The sequence below is a fragment of the Stenotrophomonas sp. YJH_SMC_8 genome, assembly GCF_059371315.1.
Genome location: NZ_JCAFUL010000001.1, coordinates 42887 through 64003, shown reverse-complemented (window position 1 = coordinate 64003; position 21117 = coordinate 42887). Strand labels below are relative to the sequence as shown.

Annotated in this window: 18 protein-coding genes; 7 read left to right on the top strand and 11 right to left on the bottom strand. The window is 67.1% G+C overall.

Features of this window, described 5'->3' with window-relative positions; translation table 11 throughout:
- A complete protein-coding gene (locus AC5P88_RS00295; protein ID WP_010484192.1) occupies positions 1–591 on the bottom strand; it encodes a malonic semialdehyde reductase in 591 nt (196 codons plus the stop codon).
- A 126-nt stretch (positions 592–717) separates the two neighbouring features.
- On the opposite strand from AC5P88_RS00295, the gene AC5P88_RS00290 reads away from it, so the two are divergent.
- The 6 genes from AC5P88_RS00290 to AC5P88_RS00265 all read left to right on the top strand — a co-directional run bounded on the left by AC5P88_RS00290 (position 718) and on the right by AC5P88_RS00265 (position 4806).
- Positions 718–1680 (top strand): mitochondrial fission ELM1 family protein, encoded by a 963-nt coding sequence (locus AC5P88_RS00290; RefSeq protein WP_495223982.1) that lies wholly within the window; start codon positions 718–720, stop codon positions 1678–1680.
- A gap of 291 nt (positions 1681–1971) precedes the next feature.
- The gene (locus tag AC5P88_RS00285) at positions 1972–2202 is read left to right on the top strand and encodes a hypothetical protein (protein ID WP_295546976.1); all 231 of its coding nucleotides are present in this window, start codon (positions 1972–1974) and stop codon (positions 2200–2202) included.
- A gap of 48 nt (positions 2203–2250) precedes the next feature.
- Positions 2251–3102, top strand: a complete 852-nt coding sequence (locus AC5P88_RS00280) for a DUF2145 domain-containing protein (RefSeq protein ID WP_100443752.1) — start codon at positions 2251–2253, stop codon at positions 3100–3102.
- Between the two features lie 19 nt (positions 3103–3121).
- Positions 3122–3625: a hypothetical protein gene (locus AC5P88_RS00275; protein ID WP_495223980.1), complete on the top strand. Its 504-nt coding sequence runs from the start codon at positions 3122–3124 to the stop codon at positions 3623–3625.
- Between the two features lie 32 nt (positions 3626–3657).
- A complete protein-coding gene (locus tag AC5P88_RS00270; RefSeq protein ID WP_106549739.1) occupies positions 3658–4170 on the top strand; it encodes a hypothetical protein in 513 nt (170 codons plus the stop codon).
- Between the two features lie 75 nt (positions 4171–4245).
- Positions 4246–4806, top strand: a complete 561-nt coding sequence (locus AC5P88_RS00265) for a queuosine precursor transporter (RefSeq protein ID WP_005407830.1) — start codon at positions 4246–4248, stop codon at positions 4804–4806.
- A gap of 270 nt (positions 4807–5076) precedes the next feature.
- On the opposite strand, the gene glnE is transcribed toward AC5P88_RS00265, so the two are convergent.
- On the bottom strand, positions 5077–7872 hold the full coding sequence (gene glnE, locus AC5P88_RS00260) for a bifunctional [glutamate--ammonia ligase]-adenylyl-L-tyrosine phosphorylase/[glutamate--ammonia-ligase] adenylyltransferase (protein WP_495223978.1): 2796 nt from the start codon (positions 7870–7872) through the stop codon (positions 5077–5079).
- Positions 7873–8259: 387 nt separating this feature from the next.
- Here glnE and scpC point away from each other — a divergent pair, with 387 nt between their 5' ends.
- Entirely contained in the window at positions 8260–9774 is a 1515-nt protein-coding gene (gene scpC, locus AC5P88_RS00255) for a succinyl-CoA:acetate CoA-transferase ScpC (RefSeq protein WP_019662193.1), read from the top strand.
- A 95-nt stretch (positions 9775–9869) separates the two neighbouring features.
- On the opposite strand, the gene hglS is transcribed toward scpC, so the two are convergent.
- From hglS to AC5P88_RS00210, 9 genes are all read right to left on the bottom strand, one after another.
- A complete protein-coding gene (gene hglS / locus AC5P88_RS00250; RefSeq protein ID WP_111113191.1) occupies positions 9870–11231 on the bottom strand; it encodes a 2-oxoadipate dioxygenase/decarboxylase HglS in 1362 nt (453 codons plus the stop codon).
- Positions 11232–11437: 206 nt separating this feature from the next.
- A complete protein-coding gene (locus tag AC5P88_RS00245; RefSeq protein ID WP_495223977.1) occupies positions 11438–11926 on the bottom strand; it encodes a hypothetical protein in 489 nt (162 codons plus the stop codon).
- Positions 11927–11957: 31 nt separating this feature from the next.
- Positions 11958–12710 (bottom strand): HAD family hydrolase, encoded by a 753-nt coding sequence (locus AC5P88_RS00240; RefSeq protein ID WP_111113189.1) that lies wholly within the window; start codon positions 12708–12710, stop codon positions 11958–11960.
- 84 nt (positions 12711–12794) lie between these two features.
- Complete coding sequence (locus AC5P88_RS00235; RefSeq protein ID WP_106549734.1) at positions 12795–13211, bottom strand: EF-hand domain-containing protein; 417 nt, start codon at positions 13209–13211, stop codon at positions 12795–12797.
- A gap of 232 nt (positions 13212–13443) precedes the next feature.
- A complete protein-coding gene (locus tag AC5P88_RS00230) occupies positions 13444–13815 on the bottom strand; it encodes a hypothetical protein (RefSeq protein ID WP_049432879.1) in 372 nt (123 codons plus the stop codon).
- Between the two features lie 460 nt (positions 13816–14275).
- Entirely contained in the window at positions 14276–14989 is a 714-nt protein-coding gene (locus AC5P88_RS00225; protein WP_495223976.1) for a M15 family metallopeptidase, read from the bottom strand.
- Positions 14922–16475: a serine hydrolase domain-containing protein gene (locus tag AC5P88_RS00220; protein WP_495223975.1), complete on the bottom strand. Its 1554-nt coding sequence runs from the start codon at positions 16473–16475 to the stop codon at positions 14922–14924. Before AC5P88_RS00220 ends, AC5P88_RS00225 begins: the two co-directional genes overlap by 68 nt.
- Before the next feature lie 55 nt (positions 16476–16530).
- Positions 16531–19554 (bottom strand): TonB-dependent receptor, encoded by a 3024-nt coding sequence (locus AC5P88_RS00215; RefSeq protein ID WP_495223974.1) that lies wholly within the window; start codon positions 19552–19554, stop codon positions 16531–16533.
- A gap of 51 nt (positions 19555–19605) precedes the next feature.
- On the bottom strand, positions 19606–21078 hold the full coding sequence (locus AC5P88_RS00210; RefSeq protein WP_495223972.1) for a transglutaminase-like domain-containing protein: 1473 nt from the start codon (positions 21076–21078) through the stop codon (positions 19606–19608).
- Positions 21079–21117 lie beyond the last annotated feature (39 nt).

Here is a 21117-nt window from a genome sequence, read left to right as displayed (position 1 = left end):
TTACGCGATGCGCGCCGCTTCGTCGAACGACAGGCGCGGCAGACGCGGGAACAGGCCCGCCGAGTCACCGTAACCCAGGTTGACCAGGAAATTCGACTTGATGGAGGTACCGGCGAAGAACGCTTCATCCACCTTGGCCGGGTCGAAGCCCGACATCGGGCCGGCATCCAGGCCCAGCGCGCGTGCGGCCAGGATCAGGTAGGCGCCCTGCAGGCTGCCGTTGCGGATGGCGGCTTCGTGGCGGCCTTCCTGCGGGCCATCGAACCAGGCCTTGGCATCGGTGTGCGGGAACAGGTACGGCAGCTTCTCGTGGAAGTCCAGGTCGAAGCCGATGATGACGGTGACCGGGGCGGCCATGGTCTTGGCCAGGTTGCCTTCGGACAGGGCCGGGGCCAGCTTGTCCTTGGCTTCCTTCGAGGTGACGAAGACGAAGCGGGCCGGCGTGGTGTTGGCGGCGGTCGGGCCCCACTTCACCAGGTCGTACAGTTCCTTCAACAGGCTCTCAGGAACCGGCTTGTCGAGGAAGGCGTTCTGGGTACGGGCAGTACGGAACAGCTGATCGAGGGCAGCAGCGTCGAGCGCGTGGGACATCGGTGGATCTCCAGGGCGGCGAAAGGAAGTCAGTGCCCGCGGGCGGCGCGGGGCGAATCGACGAGCCGCAGTGTAGAGTGTCGCGACTGTTGCAACACCCAGCAGGGCTGAAACGAATTAATGCCAATGGTGAAACGATCGAGCGCGCCCTGGACGGTCACCGACGGCCGCGCGGGCAATGTCCGCCAGGCGGTCGCGCTGGCCTCGGCGCTGCGCCAGGGCACCCATCGGCCGCTGGTCCTGCAGCCCCGCGCCCCCTGGCGCTGGGTCTCACCACGGCGCCTGCCGGGCGATGTGAACGGCTACGGCGAGGCCTTCGCGACACTGGCCGCCGAGGCCCCGGCCCTGGCGATCGGCTGTGGTCGCCAGGCTGCCGGTGCGCTGCGCGTGCTGCGTGCCCGTGGCAGCCAGGTGGTGCAGATCCTCGACCCGCGCATCGGCGCACGCCACTGGGATGTGGTGGTGGTGCCCGAACACGACGCCCTGCGCGGCAGCAATGTGCTGACCCTGCTCGGCAGCCTCAACCCGGTGGACGATGACTGGCTGGCCTGGGGCCGCGCGGCCTTCGCCGGCTTCAGCACCCTGCCCGGCCCGCGCACCGCCCTGCTGGTAGGCGGGCCAACCCCGCTGGCGCCGTGGGACGAGGCGCGGATGGTCGGTGTCTTCCGCGCGCTGGCCGATCAGATCCGCAGCGAAGGCGGCAGCCTGCTGGCCACCACCTCGCGCCGCACGCCACCGGCGCTGGTCGAGATCCTGCGCGCCACCTTCGTCGGGCTGCCGCATGTGATCTGGGGCGATGGCGGCGACGGTGTGAACCCTTATGGCGGGTTGCTCGGCTGGGCCAACCGCGTGGTGGTGTCGCCCGATTCGGTGAACCTGCTCTCTGAAGCCTGTGCCACGCGCATGCCGGTGATGGTGGCGCTGGCCGATACCGCGCAGGGCCGCCTGGCGCGCTTCCAGCAGCAGCTGCGCGAACGTGGACGGCTGCAGGAACACTGGCTGGACTGGCAGTACGACCGCATCGAGCCACTGCGCGAGACCGCGCGGGTGGCGGCGGAAGTGAAAGCGCGGCTGGGGCGTGCGCAATGACCCGGGAAAGGAGCCGACCGGGTAGAGTCGACTGTTAGTCGACTGCTGTTGGCGATACCGCCGAAAACCCCGCGCTGCGCGCGATAGTCGACTAACAGTCGACTCTACCGCGCCGCGGCCCAAGCCCCCCGACGCGGCCCAAGCCCCCCCGACGCGGCCCAAGCCACGCGCCCTGGCCCAAGCCCCCAACGTGCTCCGGCCCTCCGTTACCCGGGTGTCCAGCGATTTCTGAACATTTCGATCCGGCTGCACGGTTAGAGTCCAGCTTCCCCCATCACGCTGAACGTCTTCATGCGCACCCTGCTCCTGCTGCCGCTGGCCCTGCTCGCTGCCTGCTCCACCGCGCCCACCGAGCTGGACCCGATTTCCTACCAGTGCCAGCAGCAGCTGGACGCGTACCGCGAACAGCCGGCCCTGCGCGATCCGAAGAATGGCGAACGCCCGCCGCTGCCGATCGCGCCGATCAGCGAGGCCTGCGACCGCGAGCTCAAGCGCAAGGGCGTGGACCGCCCGCTGCGCTGAGCGGCGTATGATCGGCGCGCGGGCCTGCCCGCCGTTGAAGGTATCGACATGGATCGTTTCTCCCGCCTGCCCCGCGCCGCCCTGCTGATCGCCAGCCTGCTGGCGACCGCGCCCGCATGGGCCAACAGCACCGAATGCCGCGAACGCTACCCCAGCGTCGCCTCGCAGGCGGCGATGCTGGACGTGGCCTGGACCACCGCCGAGCGCCTGGATGCGCTGCCCGATGTGGACGTGGTGGTCGCCGCGCGCGGTGGCCAGGACCTGAGCCGATACGGCCTGCGACACAGCCACCTGGCCTTCCTGCTGCGCGAGGACGATGGCCGCTGGCGTGCGATGCACCTGCTCAACCGCTGCAAGACCGACAGCTCGCAGCTGTACCACGAAGGCCTCGGCAACTTCGTCGGCGAGAGCGGCGGCCATACCGACCTGCGCATCGGTGTGCCTTCGGCGCCGCTGCGTGCTGCATTGAAGGCGATGCTGGTGTCGCCGTCGATCCAGCCCAAGGCGCTGCACGAGACCAGGTACAACGTGGTCGCCTACCCGTTCGCCACCGACTACCAGAACTCCAACCAGTGGGTGCTGGAAGTGCTGGCCGCAGCGATGGCGCAGGCCGACGGCGCGCCGGCCATCGTCAAGCGCGAGCAGGCCCAGCAGTGGCTGCGCCAGCAGAAGTACCAGCCCAGCGTGCTGCACATCGGCCTGGGCAAGCGCGTGGGTGCGCGCCTGTTCGTGGCCAACGCCACCACCACCGACCATCCGGCCGGCGAACGCATTTCCGGCAACTATTCTGTGGTGACGGTGGAATCGGTGTTCGACTTCCTGCACCAGCGCAGCCAGCTGCAGCAGGAACTGGTGATCCCCCATGTGCCGGTGGCCGGTGCTGCTGCCGCCACGCCTTGAATCCCGCGAGGAGAACGACATGCGTCCGCTGCTTGTTTCCCTGATGTCGATGGTGATCGTTGCCGGCCTGCTCGGCGCGAACACCGCCCATGCCGAACGCCGCATCGTGATCATCCACGACCCGGGCCCGCAGGGCCCAAGCCTGGAGATGTCCTCGCAGATGGTGGCCTCGGCCCGCGCAGCCGCCGCCAAGGAGGCCCAGGATGCCGCCGACGCAGGCCACCCGCTGGTGCGCCAGCAGCAGATCAAGCTGCCGCAGATGCAGGTAAGCGCCATCGCCACCACCGTGGACGGCCGCCGTGAAGTGCTGCTGCGTGATGCCAACGATCCACAGAACACCGCGTCGATGCAGTACCCGCGCGGCATCGGCGATCCCGCCGTGCAGTTCACCGTGGGACAGACCGTGAACTTCGAGCCGACCGGCAACGACCAGGGCTGGCAGCTGAAGGACAACCAGGGTCGCCCGCTGGAATACCTGCCCGAGGCCACCGGCCCGCGCGACATTTTCGATACCCGGCGCTGAGCCGCCGTCTCCACTCTGACCAGGAGGTCTCCATGTTCCGTTGCCTGCGCGTTCCTGCTTCCGCCCTGCTGCTCTCCGCACTGCTGGTGCCCACCGTCCATGCTGGCGCCGCACCGCAGTTGAACAGCAGCGAGGCCAGCGTGCTGATCACTTCGGTGATCGTGGTCTCGGTGCCCCTTGCCGCATCGGCGGGCCTGTCCGAACTGTCCAAGGCGCCGTTCAAGGCCAGCGAACGCCGTGAGAAAGCCCAGCGCACCAAGGCGGTGCCGCTGCCGCCGATGGAAGTGAAGAAGGTGGAGACCACGCCGGCGGGCGAACGCCAGGTACAGCTGCAGGTGCCCGACAAGGCCGACCAGACCGCCACGCTGCGCTGGCCGGCGCGCGTGCACGAGGACCAGACGGCAGCCTTCGTGGTCGGCCAGCAGGTGCATTTCGACCCCACCGAGGCCGGTGCCGGCTGGACCGTGAAGAGCGCGCAGGGCCAGGCACTGGCCTATGTACCCACCGCCTATGCCGCTGGCGATGTGATGAGCGAAGCGCTGTAAAGCTGAACGAGCGTTTTTGGATTTGGCGAGGGCCGGGCGGATAATGGGGTATCCCCTTTTATCCCCTGGCTCGCCATGTCCGTGCGTCCTGCCCCTCTTTTTGCCCCGCTGACCCCGCGCGCCCTCGTGCTGGCGGTACTGGCGATGGGCGCGGTGGTGCTGCTGTCCAACGTACTGGTGCAGTACCCGATCAACGATTGGCTGACCTGGGGTGCCTTCAGCTATCCGGTGGCGTTCCTGGTCAGCAACCTGATCAACCGCCGCTTCGGCCCGGGCCCGGCGCGCCGCGTGGCGTGGATCGGCTTCCTCGTGGCGGTGGTGTTGTCGGTGTGGGTGGCCACGCCGCGTATCGCCATTGCCTCGTGCTCGGCCTTCATCGTGGCGCAGCTGCTGGATATCACCGTGTTCGACCGCCTGCGTCGTGGCAGCTGGTGGCGCGCACCGATGGTGGCCACCACCTGCAGCGCGACCGTGGATACCACCATTTTCTGGTCGATCGCGTTTGCCGGTTCGGCACTGCCGTGGGTGAGCTGGGCGGCGGGCGACCTGGCCGTGAAGCTGGCCATCGGCGTGTGCCTGCTGGCGCCGTTCCGCGCGCTGCTGTGGAAGATGGCGCCGCTGCGCGCGACCAGCTGACCGCACGTGCTCTGGTAGGTGCCGACCTTGGTTGGCACGCTGTTGCCGGGGTCATGAACGCTGATGGGTTGTGCCAACCAAGGTTGGCACCCACCAGAAGCGGGTTATCGGCGGGACCATTGTTCCGGTAGGTGCCAACAGCGGGTCATTGCGTTGGTGGGTGCCAACCTTGGTTGGCACGATGTTGCCGGGGTCATGAATCCTGATGGCCTGTGCCAACCAAGGTTGGCACCCACCAGAAGCAGGCCATTGCCCAACCATCGCTGCCGCTCAGGCGAACGGCAGCTCCGCGGCGATGCACGCTGCCGTAATCACTGCACACGCCTCTTCAATCGCAGGCGTGGTCGGTGCCAATCGCGGCCGCCGATCCAGCGTGCAGGCCAGGCCCACGTCCAGCAGCGTGGCATGCGCGCCATGCAGCCCCTGCGCGGTGGCATCGGGCAGGAAGCCGGCAACCGCCAGCGCATCGATCAACGACGGTGTATCGCGCGGTTCCAACAGCGCCGCATGCTGCGCACTGCGCGCCAGCACGCCGGTCTGCAGCAGGAACTCCAGGTCCACTACGCCGCCGGCACCCTGCTTCAGGTCCAGCCGCGCGGCATCGCTGCGGTCCAGTTCGGTGCGCATGCGGCCGCGCATCTTCAGGACATCGGCATACAGCGTCGCCGGATCGCGCTCACGTCCCAGCGTCTGCGCACGCACCTGTTCGAAGTCGGCCAGCAGGCTGGCATCGCCGGCCACGCCGCGTGCGCGCACCAACGCCTGATGTTCCCAGGTCCATGCGCGTTCGCGCTGGTACTCGGTGTAGCTGGCCAACGAAGACACCAGCGAACCCTTGCCACCGTCCGGGCGCAGGCGCACGTCGATGTCGTACAGGCGGCCGGCGGCGGTGACCGCGCCAAGCAGTGCCATCACCTTCTGTGCCAGGCGCGCATACCAGCGGCCCGGCTCAAGCGGCCGCGCACCATCGCTGGCATCCACCCCGGCCGGGTTGTCGTGCAGGAACACCAGGTCCAGGTCGGAACCGAAACCCAGCTCCAGGCCACCCAGGCTGCCGTAGCCGATGATCGCGAAGCGGCCACCGGGAATCTCGCCGTGTGCGGCGCGCATGTCCGCTTCGGCCATCGCCAGCACGGTGATCACCACCGCCTGCGCCAGCTCGGCCAGTTGCCGGGTGCTGTCCACCGCGCCCTGGCGCCCGTCCAGCGTGGCCATCGCCATGCGGAAGCTCAGCGCCAGCCGCGTCTCGTTGAGCCAGCGCAGCGCGGATTCGGGATCCTCCACCGCCAGCACCTGCTGGCACTCGGCCAGCATCCCGGCAGCATCCGGCATCGGCCCGGACACGCGCACGTCCAGCAGTTCGTCCAACAGCAATGGATACGCAGCCAAGCGTTCGGCCAGCAGCGCACTGCGCGCCAGCACATCCACCAGCCGCGCCAACGCACTCGGCTGCTCATCCAACAGTGCGAGATAGCTGGTCCGGCGCAGCACCGCCTGCAGCAGGCCAAGCACACGCTTGAGCGCTGCGTCGGGCTGCGGCGAGCGCGTGGCGGCATGAAGCAGTGCCGGCAGCACGCGATCGAGGCGCGCACGCGCGGCGTCGGATAGCGACTTCACACCGGTGCTCTGGGCGAAATCGCGCAGCGACTGGTCAGCGCCGTTGGCATCCAGGAAACCGGCTTCGGCCAGCAGTGGCGCGTTGCTGCCGTCGGGCAGGCTGCGCCAGTAGTTGGCCAGTGCATCGGGTGCGGCCTGGCCCTTGCGCGGTGCGAGCAGCGCGGCGAATTCGGTACTGACCCGCTGCTGCTGCACGGCCAGTGCCGCGCGCAGCACGTCCCAGTCCGGATAGCCGAGGCCGACGGCGATGCGCTCGCGGTCCAATGCATCGCTGGGCAGCACGTGGGTCTGCGCATCGCGCAGCATCTGCAGGCGGTTTTCCAGCCGGCGCAGGAACAGATAGGCCTCGCGCAACGCGGCGCCATCCTCCGGCGCGATCTGACCGGCGGCCACCAGCGCATCCAGCGCCACCAGCAGGCGGCGTTCGCGCAGGGCCGGTTCGCGGCCGCCGCGGATCAGCTGCAGCGCCTGGCACAGGAACTCGATCTCGCGGATGCCACCGGCGCCGCGCTTGATGTCCTCGTGCAGTTCACGGCGCGCGACTTCGGCGGTGATCGCCGCCTTCATCTCGCGCAGGCCGTCCAGTGCGGTGAAATCCAGGTAGCGGCGGTACACGAACGGGCGCAGGGTCTGCAGCCACGCTTCACCGGCCTCGATATCGCCGGCCACCGCGCGCGCCTTCAACCATGCATAGCGCTCCCAATCGCGGCCCTCGCGCTGGAAGTACTGGTCCATTGCCGCGAATGACAGTGCGACGCGGCCAGCGCTGCCGAACGGGCGCAGGCGCAGGTCGACGCGGTGGCTGAAGCCATCGACGGTGGTTTCGTCCAGCAGCTTGGCCAGGCGCTGGCCGAGACGGGCGAAATACTCTTCGGCGGCCAGCGCACGCGGCCCGTCGGATTCGCCGCCGTGCGGGTAGGCGTAGACCAGGTCGATATCGGAACTGAAGTTGAGCTCGCCACCGCCCAGCTTGCCGAGGCCAAACACCACCAGCTGCTGCGGGACGCCTTCGCCATCGCGAACCACGCCGTGGCGCTGCGCGAACTCCTGCTGCAGGGCCTCCAGCGCCAGCCGCAGGCAATCCTCGGCCAGGGTGGTGGCGCCGGCCAGGGTCTGCGCCACGTCGTCCAGCCCGGCCAGGTCGCGCCAGATCAGCCGCGTGGACATCGCCGCTCGCCAGCGCCGCAGTTGTGCCGGCCAATCACTGGGCTGCAGCGGGTCAAGCACCGGCGCCGGGATCGGCGGGCAACCGGGGGCGGCCAGCTGCGCCAGCAGGGCCGGTTGCCGCACCAGGGTATCCAGGGCGAAGTCACTGGCCACTGCCAGCCGGGTCAGCAGCGGCTGCAGCTCGGCCGGGGCAGGCTCAGGCAGCACCTGGGCCAATCGCGACAGGGCGCGGTCGACAACGGGCTGGAGGGCGGCGGACAGTTCGGCGGGGGCGAGGGTCATGCCCTGATTCTCGCGGGGTCGGATCCCTTTGCCAACGGCGAAGGGCTCTGCCCCCGAGATGCCGCCGGTTGATGCGGCTGGTGGGGTCAGAGCCTTTTGCCCTTGGCAAAAGGATCCGACCCCGAAGGGGTGCCGCGCATTCATTTTGGGCGGCAGGCAATAAAAAAGCCCGCTTGCAGCGAACTGCCAGCGGGCTCTGCTCCCTCCCCCACGTCGGGATGCAGGGCCATCGTGCGGGCTGCGAAAGCACTTTGCACGCTGCACTGCAAAACAAAACCGGCGGGTATGGGTGAGCCCTCCGGGGAAAAGCCATTCCACGAAGGTAGAACCCCCCGTACGGATGAGGATGGCCGATAATCGGAATTCCCCCCAGCAACACGTGTCGTCATGTCTGTTGATCGCATCGCCAACGCGCGTCTCCGTGACCGCGTGGTCTCCGCAGAGGCCGCAGCCGCGCTGATCCAGCCCGGTGAAACCGTGGCCATGAGCGGCTTTACCGGCTCCGGGTATCCCAAGGCCGTTCCCGTCGAACTGGCCCGCCGCATCGAAGCGGTGCATGCCCAGGGCAACCCCTTCCAGATCAAGCTGATGACCGGTGCCTCGACCGCGCCGGAGCTTGATGGTGCGCTGGCCAAGGCCGATGGCATCGCCATGCGCATGCCGTTCCAGAGCGACCCGGATGCGCGCAACCGCATCAACGAGGGCAAGCTGGATTACATCGACATCCACCTCAGCCACGTTGCCCAGCACGTGTGGTTCGGTTTCTACGGCGAGATCGATACCGCCGTGATCGAAGTGTCGGCCATCCGCGAAGATGGCTCGCTGGTGCCTTCCACCTCGGTCGGCAACAACAAGACCTGGCTGGACCTGGCCAAGAAGGTGATCGTCGAGGTCAACGAGTGGCAGCCGGCCGGCGTCGACGGCATGCATGACATCTACTACGGCACCGCGCTGCCGCCGCACCGCAAGCCGATTCCGCTGGTGAACGCCAACGACCGCATCGGTGACACCGCGCTGCGCTGCGACCCGGACAAGATCGTGGCGGTGGTGCGCACCAACGGCCCGGACCGCAACAGCCCGTTCAGCCCGATCGATGCGACCAGCGAGCAGATCGCCTCGCACCTGATCGAGTTCCTGCAGCACGAGGTGAAGAAGGGGCGCCTGCCGCCGAACCTGCTGCCGCTGCAGTCCGGCGTGGGCAACATTCCCAACGCCGTGCTGGCCGGCCTGGCCAAGAGCGGTTTCCGCGATCTGGCCGCGTTCACCGAGGTGATCCAGGACGGCATGCTCGACCTGCTGCGCGACGGCGTGCTGAGCTATGCCTCGTGCACGGGTTTTGCGCTGAGCCCGCAGGCCAACGAGACGTTCAAGGAGAACATCGATTTCTACCGAGAGCGCATCATCATGCGCACGCAGGAAATCTCCAACCACCCGGAACTGGTGCGCCGCCTGGGCTGCATCGGCATGAACGGCATGATCGAAGTGGACATCTACGGCAACGTCAATTCGACGCACGTGATGGGCACGCGGATCATGAACGGCATCGGCGGTTCCGGTGACTTTGCCCGCAACGGTTTCCTGTCGGCATTCCTGAGCCCGTCCACGGCCAAGAACGGCACCATCTCGGCGATCGTGCCGATGGCCAGCCATGTGGACCACACCGAGCACGACGTGTCGGTGATCGTGACCGAACAGGGCCTGGCCGATCTGCGTGGCCTGACCCCGCGCAAGCGCGCGCAGGTGCTGATCGACAACTGCGCGCACCCGGATTTCCGCCCGCAGCTGCAGGATTACTTCGACCGTGCCAGCCGCGAAAGCTACGGCAAGCACACCCCGCACCTGCTGCCGGAAGCGCTGTCGTGGCACCAGCGTTGGCTGGATACCGGCACGATGAAGGGCTGATTATTCTCGGTTCGCCGGGCATGGCCCGGCGCTACCAGCTTCCGGTGGGTGCGGACCAAGGTCCGCACCCACCACACGCACCAAAGCGGTGCCGATCAGGCGCGCAGCGCCGCCAGCGATTCGGCCTGCAGCCGCTCGTAGATCTCGAACTCGTCGTTCACCGCCACGCCCAGCGCCTGCTCGAAGGCCTCGCGGTTCGCATGCGCGGCATAGGCGCGCTGCTCTTCGCCACCCAGGTTCGACTGGAAGATGCCTGCGGCGCTGACCGGCAGGAAATCCTCGTAGACGATCGGGTCAGCCGTGGCCAGGCCAGTGGCCACCAGCACTTCGGCCGGCAGATCAGCCACGCGCTCGGGCGCGGCACGGCCTGCGTCGGTCAGCTGGTAGCGGTAGTAGCCCAGGCCTTCCTGGCGCAGCGTGTCGTGGTCATCCGGGAAGCTGGTGAACACCGCCTGCAGGCGCTGCCCGTAGTCGCCGCCGGTGCTGCCTTCACCACCTGCGTCGCGTGCCTGCGACAGCAGCTGGTCGTACAGCGCGCGGCCCTTCGGGGTCAGTGCAAGGCCACGTTGCTCGATCTCGCCGAAACGCGCGGTATGGGTGCCGGCATCGCCCCCCTCGCTGTCCGGGAAATGCACGGCCTCTTCCAGCGCCTTGAAGCTGGTCTGGCGCAGCAGGATCGGGCAGGCGCGGCGCGGCGGGCCTTCGATCACCGCCTTGGCCGCCATGCCGTGTTCGATCATCGCCGCCTGCGCGGCATCGATGTCCAGCGTGCGCGGGGTCAGGTGGTTGATGTGCGGGCCACGGAAGCTGACCACGTCGGCCACCAGGCGGTGCGCGTTGTGCAGCGCGTGGTAGGTCGGCAGGTCAACGGTGGCGTCGCCATGCCAGCGGAAGGTTTCCAGCGCCTCATCGACAAAGCGCTCGGCATCAGCCTGCGACAGGCCACCGTCACGCTCGGCCTGGTCGATCAGTGCCAGCGCGCCGTCGGTGAAGATGCGGCGGCGCGCAAGGATCTTCGCCGATTCGGCACGCAGCGCTTCGTCTTCGATCAGCTCCAGGCGCAGCAGCGAGGTGAACACGCGGAACGGATTCTGCGCCAGCGCGGCGCCGGTCAGCGGGCGGAATGCTGTGGAGTGCACCGGCACGCCAGCCACAGACAGGTCGTAGTAGCCGACCGGGTACATGCCCATCACCGCGAACAGGCGGCGCAGCGTGGCCAGCTCCTGCACGGTGCCGACGCGGATCGCGCCATGGCGCTCTTCATCCAGGCGTGCACGCTCGTCGTTCCGCTGCAGCTGCGCGGCCAGCGCCGGGTCCTGGGCAAGCACCTGCGCGTTGATCCGCTCCACCAGCTCCACCAGCGTGCCGTACAGCGGCACTTCGGTGCGGTACATGCGGGACATGGCCTGCGCGAACAGGCGGCGGATCACATCAGGCGAAACGAAAGAGGCGCTCATCAGTCACTCGATTACGGGAACGGGGAACAGCTCGGACCCGTATTGTCGCCGGAGTGCGTGGCGGCGGCGATATGCAGAGCAACATGGCGCCTGGCCCGGGCAGGTCTGGTGGGTGCGAACCTTGGTTCGCACTGATCTGGCGGGGGAAGGAGCAAAAGGCGTGCGAACCAAGGTTCGCACCCACCAGAATCAGCCAGCGGCCGGCGCTACCGCTTCAACTGGCGCTTGAGGGTGGCATCCAGGGTGATCGGCCGGTCCCAGTGCCCGTAGCTGGCCACGATGGCGTGGCGCACGGCACGGTAATGCAGGTTGTCCGGCGTGGCGGGCATCCGCTTCACCACGGCTTCCCAGCCGCCGTCCGGGTCCTGGCTGAAAGCCCGCACGCTGTCGCGGCAGGTCTGGCCGCTGGCCTTGGCCCAGAAGCAGGCGAAATAGATGTCCCCGGCCTGCCAGCCATGGGTGGTGAACAGCGCGCTGATGTAGCCACGCGGCACGTCGGCATAGCGCGACACCTCATCGAGGAAGGCATCGGGGTAGCGTTCGGCGTAATGGTTGATGTCCTGCAGCTGGGCATCAACCCAGCTGTCGCCGGTCTCCACCTCATACGCAGCCGAACGCTGGGCGGTCTGCTGGGCCAGCACGGTGGCCGGCGCCAGCAGCAGGGACAACAGCAACGCGCGCAGTCGGTGGTTCATGGCCCGATTCTGCCGCAGCCGCCCCGCCCTGTCAGGCCGCCGCGGCGGCCTTGGCCTCGATCGCCGCCAGTGCGGCCGGCCAGTCGTGGGCGGTATCGGCAGTGACCATGCGTGGTTCGTCGTCGGCCACACCGTGCTGGGTCTCGTGGGCCCAGGTCACCGCATACGGGGTATGCACGCCCCAGCCACCAAGGGTGACCACCGGCTCGATGTCCGAACGCAGCGAGTTGCCGACCATCACGAAGCGCTGCATCGGAAGATCGAATTCGGCCAGCACGCGGGCGTAGGTTTCCGGATCCTTCTCCGAGACGATCTCGATGCGCGGGAACAGCTCGGCCAGGTTGGCAACCTTGATCTTCGCTTCCTGGTGGAACAGGTCGCCCTTGGTGATCAGCACCACCGGGTAGTGCTCGGCGATGGCGGCCACCGCCTCGCGCACGCCGTCGATCAGCTCGACCGGATGGCGCAGGGTGTCGTGGCCGATGTCCAGGATGCGCTGGATATCCTTCGCGTCGATGCGCTGGCCGGTGATGTCGATGGCAGCCTCGATCATCGACAGCGTCATGCTCTTCACGCCGTAGCCGAAGGTGCCCAGATGGCGCTGCTGCACTTCCAGCAGGTGGCGCGCGGTCTGGGTGTCATGCACGTCGACGTAGCGCGACAGCAGGTCAAGGTAATCCTGCTCGGCCTTGCGGTAGTAATCCTCGCTCTTCCACAGCGTATCGTCACCGTCAAAACCGACCAGGCCGATGGCGCGCGACGGCGCAGGCGTGGAGGTGTTCATCGCGCAAGGATACAGGGGCCATGGTGACGAAAAAAACCCGGGCGGCCGAAGCCGCCCGGGTTCCCATACGCCCCGATGCAGGTCTTACCTGCCCTGCGCACCCTGCGCTGCGCCGCCGGCGCCGGCCTGCTGGGCGGCCACATAGGCCTTGTACTCGTCGGCACTGAGCTCGCCGTCCTTGTTGGTGTCGGCCTGGTCAAACACCTGGGCCAGGCCCGCGTTCACCTGTGCCTCGGACTTGCTGATGGTGCCGTTGCCATCGGTATCGATGCTGGCCCAGGTCTGGCCACCGCCATTGGCCTGCGCCGATGCCGCTGCGGCCGCATTGGTCGCCTGGTCAGCGGCCTGGCCGGCCTGTGCAGCCGCCTGCTGGGCCTGCGCGGCCTCGTTCTGCGCATGCGCCGCCTGCTGCTTGGCCGACTGCGCCATCGCCGGAATGGCCAGCACGCTGCCAGCGGCGACGATCAGGGCGATCAGGGGCTTGCGGTTGCGAATAGTCATCAGGGGTGTCTCCTACCGATTGGGTGGTGTTGCGCGGCGTGTTGTCTCCGCACGGCACCTACCCTGCCACCGCCTTTCTGAATCGATTTTGCGCCGCGACCGGCATCAACACACGCGATTAACCACTCGCCACCGCACATGCTTTAGCAGGGTGGTTAGCGCGAAGTGAGTGGCTCATAAGCTGCGCATTCAGCGCGCCAGGATTTAACCGGCAGCGAACGAAAAACCTGCGTCAATTCGCGGTCTGGGCCGATGACCGCGAACTGAACATCACCCATCCCAGCGCAACACCGGCGAGTGCGCCGGCGATTTCCAGCACCACGCGGCTGCCGAGTTCGTTCGGATCATGGATGGTGGACAGGAAGATGCGCGCGTAGAGCGGTGACTCCAGCCGCACGATGCCCATGTAGAACAGCTTCCATGCATCGATGCCGGCCGAAGCCACCACCGAGATGACGCAGGCCCAGCCGATGGCATGCCCCATCGACCAGTGCAGCAGCCGGCACAACCGCGACCACAGGAAGTACACCAGCAGGCCGACCAGCAGGGCGATGGCGCCGGCTTCCAGGGTGCCGAGCAGGCCGAAGTGCAGGGGAAGGTTCATCGGGTAGGCAGCGGTGGGAATGCGGCCAGTGTAAGGGTATCGGCAGGGTTGCACCCTGCACCCGCAGAGGCTTCAGGCAACGGCCAAAGCCAAAGCGACTCTGGACTGTTGATGGTTTGGCGGGACGATGTGGGTGGGCAGGACACGCCGTAAACCCATCCCTGGGGGCTCGATGGCGCCATCCATGGCGCCAACGGTCCTGCCCACCCACACCGCCCCACCTCCGACAGATTCCTGATGACGGTTGGTGGTAGATCCACGCCATGCGTGGATGAATCTCAATCGAAATCGAATATTTCGAGAATTGAACGAAGAGCATCCACGCATGGCGTGGATCTACCGTGTCGACCAAGGTCGACACCTACCAACAGCAGCGACCCACCCCGCCATCCCACGGAATGCATGCTGTTGCTGTTGCTCTGGCTTGTAGCGGGTGCAGGGCGCTGCCCTGCCGATACCCCTACCGCACTGGGACGTCGTACGCGGTGCCCGGATCCGGTTCGGGTTGCAGGGTGTAGTGCCACCACTCCTGGGGGTAGTTCACGAAGCCACGGCGCGCCATGGCCTGTACCAACTGCTGGCGGTTTGCCTGCTGCACCTCGCTCAGTCCGCTCGCCTGCGTGTGCGCACGTGGCCCGAAGAAGTCGAAGTCGGTACCCATGTCCAACGGCGTGCAGCTGCCACTGCGGCAATCCAGCAACCCAAGATCCACCGTGGCGCCACGGCTGTGGCCAGAACGCTCTGCGATGTAGCCATCGGCCAGCAGCCGGGGCTTGTCCAGGTCCGGGTACTGGAGCGCCTTGCGCGAGAGTTCGCCCGGGTCGTTCACCCAGGCCATGAAGGCCTGCACCGAGCGTACTGGCCGGTAGCAGTCGTAGAGGCGCAGGCCAAAACCCTGCGCGCGCAGATCCTGTTCCACCCGCACCAGCGCTTTCGCCACCGGGGCCAGCAGGTAACAGGAAGGAGCCTCGTAGCCCGGAACACGCGCGCCGGTGAAGTTGTTGGCACCGGCGTAGCGGATATCCATGTCGATACGCGGCGCCACCGACCGGATCTCCACCAGCCCGGCGTCGGCCGCGTCAGTGGCGGGTGAAACACGCGGTGGTTCAGCGGCGTTGGCGGTCGCCGCCAGGGCAGTCGCCAGTACGAGTGAAATGCAGGTCCTGGAAGTCATAGCTGAAGTCGATGTCCGGATCGATGGCACGCAGGTCCAGTGTCGGTGCCGGGCCTTCGCCTGGCTGCAGCCACGCCTGCGCGTCGTCGCCCAGCGTATCCCAGCGCAGCAGCCAACGCTCCTGCAGTTGCAGCACGGCCCCCTGCAGCCGCGGCGATCTGTCCACACTGAAGCGCAGGCCGTCCCTGCCCGGGCACAGCGATGCGGGCCCCAGCCAGGGATCGCTGTAGCGACCCTGCCAACGCGGCAGGTCATCGCCGCGTGCCGGTTGCGCGGCTGCGGTCGCCGGCCGTTGGTGGCCAGATGCTGCCTGCGCTGCCTGGTCAGCCTTCAGTTCGGCCAGGTACTCCATCGCCGGGCGCGTATCGTCTGGTGCGGTGAAGCGCTTCAGCATCGCCTGCATCAGCGCCGTGCGTGCGTCCTCGCCTTCGCCGTTGATCAGCATCACCACGCCCACCCTGCGGTCGGGCAGCAGCGCCAGCGATGAATACATGCCTGACAGCGTGCCGGTATGCGCCACCTTCCACTGCCCGTCCATGTCCGACACCCGCCAGCCATACCCATAACCGTAGAAATGCGCGTTGTCCCAGCGCCGCTGGCGCTCGCCCAGTGGCATCGGCATGTGCAGGGTCCACAGCGTGCGGCGTTGCGCGCTGTCCAGCCAGTCAGGTACCAGGGCGGGATCGAGCAGCACCTGCATCCAGCGTGTCATGTCGCGCAGCGAACAACGGATGCCACCCGCCGCCATCGAGGGCAGGTCCGGGCTGATCGCAGCATCGGCGTTCACCACCTCGTTGCGTTCACCACGCCAGGCATGCGGCTGTGCCACGTTGCCCACGCGCTTCACCGACCACGCCCCCACCTGGCAGCGCGTCATGCCCAGTGGTTCGAACACCTGCTCGCGCATCAACTGGTCGTACGGCTTGCCACCCGCCGCCGCCGCCACTTCGCCGGCCACCACGTACATCAGGTTGTCGTACGCATAGCGGCTGCGGAAGCTGCTGACCGGCTTCAGGTGCGCCAGCCCGGCGATGATGTCGGCACGGGTGAATGCGTTCGGCTCCGGCCACAGCATCAGGTCACCGGCGCCCAGGCCGAGGCCGCTGTTGTGGATCAACAGGTCGCGCACCTGCATCTGCTCGCCCACCCACGCATCATGCATGCGGAAGCCCGGCAGATGCCGCTGCACCGGATCATCCCAGTGCAGCCTGCCCTGCTGCACCAGTCGCGCCAGCAGCGCAGCGGTCATCGCCTTGCTGTTGGACGCGATCTTGAACAGCGTGTCCTCGTCGATGCGGCCGCCATCGCCGCGCGCGCCCCCTGCATGGCGATGGACCACCCGCCCATCCTCGACCACCGCCAGCGCCAGCCCGGGCAGATGCTCGGCCTGGACCACGGCCGCGATGTCGGCCTCGATGGCTGCGCTGTCGGCCGACGACGCGGACGGTGCGGCCAGTGCCGCCGCGAGGATCAGCAGGTGATGCATGCGGGCAGTCCCTCCATTGCCTGCGCCGTCACGGTGGACGGCGCGGACCGTGGCCTCAGAAGTTCCAGGTCACCACCAGCTGGGTATAGCGCGGGGCCTGCCAGCGCGTGCCGGTAGCGAACGTCGCTTCGCGGTACTGGCCGGGCTGCGCCTCGTAGCGCTGGTGCACGTTGATGGTCTTCTGGTTGTTGAACAGGTTGTACACCGACAACCGGGCGCTGAGGTCGATGCCCTCCACCGGCAGGCGCCAGGTCACATTGGCGCCCATGGTCCAGGTCCACGGCAGGCGACCAAACGCACCGCGCGGGCTGTACTCGAACTGGCGCTGGTTGTACGGGCCCGAACAGTTGGCCACGCACAGCCAGCCGGTGCCACCACCGCTGCCTTCACTGGAGGTACTGCCACCGGCGATGGAGTCGTTCGGCCACATCACGCCGTAGGCAGTGATCGGGCCACCGGACTGCACCTGCAGCGTGGTGCCGAACGACCACTGCTTGTTCAGCGCATACGCGGCACGCAGCTTGAACTGATGGCGGAAATCGTTGAACAGCACGCCATAACGTTCGTTGGTGGCCGGGTGGTCCCAGAACTGCACCATGCCGGTGTCACCGTAGTTGGTATCGGAGTTCACCGGGCCTTCGAAGTTGCCCTCGCTCTTGGACCACAGATAGGACGCGTTGAACATCCACTTCTCGTCCCAGGCACGGTCGATCTGGAACTCCAGCGCCTTGTAGGTACGCTTGGGCTTGGAGTAACCGATCACCTCGCCACTGCCGCCCTTTCGATAGCCGCTGTTGGCGGTGTCGATGGTGATCCAGCCTTCGTTGGCGCAACCGATGCTCTTGTCGCCCCAGATCGTCAGGCTCTCGCCCGGGTTGGCGATCGGCCAGAGCGTGCTGGGGGTCGGGCCGCACGGGGTGTAGTTGATGCGGATGTCATCCAGCGCGCGGGTCATGCGCCGGAAGGTGGCATTGACACCCCACGACCAGGCCTGGTTGATCATGTTCTGGAAGCCCAGGATGTACTCGTCCTGGTAGACCGCCTTCAGGTCACGGTCCACGCTCTGGCGCAGGTCGGCACCGCCGGTGTTCATACGGGTGTCGGTCGGCCCGATCTGCTGGCCGACGATCGGTGCCATGTACGGCGAACCGGTCGGCGAGGTTTTCTGTTCCCAGCCGTTCAGCACGTAATAGCTGTATTCGTCGGTCAGGCCACCGGCGAAGTTCACGTTGATGTTGTTGGTGACCGGCAGGTAGTAGCGGCCGGCGTTGCCGAACAGCTTGGTGCTGCCATCACCGCGCATGTCCCAGGAGAAGCCGACGCGTGGCGCAATCAGGTCGTCCATCTTGATGAACGCCTTGCCGGCAGCCGTGCGGTTCTCGAAGCGGTCCCAGCGCACGCCGAGGTTCAACATCAGGTTCGGGGTGATGTTCCAGATGTCTTCCAGATAGAAGGCATTGGCCTCGGTCTCGAAGGTGCCGCCCGAGCGGCGGTTGCGAGCACGCAGCATCTCGGTGACGCCGGCCGGTACGTAGGCGTTGGCGCCATCCCACACTTCATCGCCGGGCCGCGCCACGTAGGCGGTGTAGCTCAGCTCGGTCGGCCCTGGATAACGGGTGGACTGCTTGGTGGTCATCAGTTCGCGGTCGACACCGAAGCGCAGCAGGTGGTCGCCGAGCTGCCATTCGAAGTCCAGGCGCGCGACATCGCGGGTGTCATCGCGCTCGGCCACCGCCGCGCCGGTCGGGTGGCAGCCGGCGCGCAGCCCCTGCAGCTTGCCCAGCCGCGGGCCGTAGGTGCTGTCGGTGAACACCGGGCTGCAGGCCTGGTCCAGCGACGAGTTGGTGAAGGCACGCTGCTTGTTCTGGCCGACCATGGCGCGCGCGGTGAAGTTCTGGCCGAAGTGGCCGGTGTAGGTGGCCGACCAGTTGCGGCCGCCGGTCTCGGTGACCGAGTCGCCGCCCCAGGCACCGAGCTGGTCGGCATTCCAGTTGTAGCCGTACGACGCATTGGTGACATCGCCCTCGTCGGAGAACGCCAGCAGCGCGAGGCTGTGATTGTCGTTGATGTTCCAGTCCAGCTTGGTACCCCAGAAGCCGTTGCCGGAATCGTTCTTGAACCAGGTACTGCCATCGGACGACGTGTTGTGGCCCTTGTCGCTGCGGTCCTCGTACATCGCGAACAGGAACAGCTTGTCCTTGATGATCGGCCCCGAGCCCCAGACGTTGGTCTTCAGGAAGGAGTTGTTGTCGCGGCTGCCGTAGGAATGCGGAGTACCGTCACGGTGGAAATGATCGCCGCCACTGGCGCGCCACGCACTGGGCTCGGCGGTGACTTCAACACCGCCCTCGAATTCGTTGCTGCCCGAACGGGTCACGGCATTGATCACGCCACCGGTGGAGCGGCCGAACTCGACCGAGTAGCCACCGGTCTTGACCTGGAATTCATTGAAGAACGCGAACGGCGCGGTGCTGAAGCCACGACGGGTATACATGTCGGTGACATTCAGGCCGTTGATGAAGACCGCATTCTCGGCCACCGATGAACCGGCGAACGACAGGCCACCGAATGAGGAGTTGCCGCCGACCACGCCTGGCGCCATCAGCGCGACCGCAGACAGGTCCTGCGCCACCGGCAACCGCGAGATCTCCTGGCGGTTGATGTTGAACGAGGTTTCGGTCGAGTAGACATCCACGCGGTTGATCACGCGTGTGCCAACCACCTGCAGTGCATCCAGGTTGGTGACACCGCCGCCGCTGGCCAGGTTGACCGTGGTAGTACCGCCAACGGCAACGCTTACCGATACCTGATCGCCCAGCTTCTGGCCATCGCGGCTGAGCTGCAGCTGGTAGTCACCCACCGGCAGCTGGCCGAGGCGGTAGCTGCCATCGGTGCCAACGGTGACGGTACGGGTCAGGCCGGTGCTGCTGCTGACCACGGTGACCTGGTCACCGGCGGTTGCACGGCCGGCGACTGCGCCGCTTACGTTCTGTGCCATCGCGATGCCGGGCAGCACTACGCCCAGACACGCCCCGAGGGCGACGCACAACGCCGCCCGCTTGATGCTGTAAGCCTTCATCCCCTGCTCTCTCCTGCAAGAATTGAATGGTGTGGAATGCGATGTGTCGCGCTAGCGTTGCCCGGCTGGCAGTACCCGCCACTGGAAGTCGTAGCTCCATTGGTCGAAGTACAGGTTGCCGCCTGCCCACTCGGCCTCGCCGCGCTGCGAGTCGACCGTTTCCGAGCGGAAGTGCTGCTTGGCCGGCACCAAGGGCTGGCCGAAATCGTCGTTGAAGGCGATGCGGTAGCCATCGAGGCCACCCAGGTAGAAGTCGCGCAATGCCGGTACATCGCTGGCCAGCGCGCCGGTGGTCACGTCCATTGGCAGCCAGCCGTACGGCGCCAGGTAGACCTGCCCCCAGTCGTGCAGATTGTTGTAACCACTGCCATCGCCGGAGAACACCATGCCCGACTGCCAGCGCGCGGGAATGCCGTTCATGCGCAGCAGCGCGATCAGCAGCAGGGTCTGCTGCCCGCAGTCGGCATGGCCGGCGCGCAAGGCGTAATCACTGATGTTGCTGAGCGTGGAGTATTCGCGTGCACCGGCCCACGGAATACGATCGACCGCGGCGAACAGCTTGCGCACCACTTCATGGGGGCGTGTTTCGCCCTGCAGCACCTGGTCGGAGAACAGCTTCAGCGCCGGGGTGAAGCGCACATGCGGCAGCTGTTCGGCCAGGTAAGGCTTCAACGCGGGATCATTCGGCGTGGCCTGCACCTTCGCCGGATCGATCGCGGTGTGCCGCGCGAAGATCGTCACCGCGTAGCGGATCTCGAACCGGGTCGGCTTGCCGGCTACGGCTTCGGCTTCCAGGTAGGCGGTGCGCTGCAGGGTACTGGCCGGTGCCACCCGCGCCTTGCCCGGGGCGCTGCCCAGCCACTGCACCTGCTCCTGCTGCCCCGGGATCTCGCGCGGGTAGGGAATCCATGCGCGCACGGTTTCGCCGGCCGGCACGGCATCGGCCTTCACCGTCAGCGTCTGGGTGAATTCGATGCTCTGTGGCAGCACCCAGGCCTGGCTGCTCTGTTCGGCTGCGGCAACCACGCGCGCGTGGTGTGCATTGAGCACTTCGTTCGGGCCCGGCGCCGGCATTGGTGCATCCGCGCGACGGCGTGCGCGCGCTTCGTCGCTGAGCAGGAACAGGTTCGACGGTGCACGCTTGAAGTACCGGCGCGTGCCATCGATATCGAGGTGTTCGATCAGGCCGAGCTGGTCCCAGCGCGCGAATTCCTCGTCGCTCAGGTCGGGGATCCAGCGACGCACGGCGGCCTTGGTGGCCTGCTGGTCAAGGCTGAAATCCAGGCGGATACGGCGCATGCGCTCGCGCTGGAAGGCGCCTTCGGCAGTATTGCCTGCCGTTGCCAGCAGCGCTTCGGCATCGCTGAAACGACCGCTGTCGATCAGGTCGATCACCTGCGTCTGGCGCGCCCGCTGCTGGCTGCTGCGCGCATCCGCCGCCTGCGCGGCCGACGCCCACAGCAGCAGCGCGGCACACAGGCCGGCAGCAGCAGGCAGACGCGGTTTGCGAACGGCAGGATCCACAGCGACACTTCCCCAGCGCGGGTGGTAATGGCTGTGTAA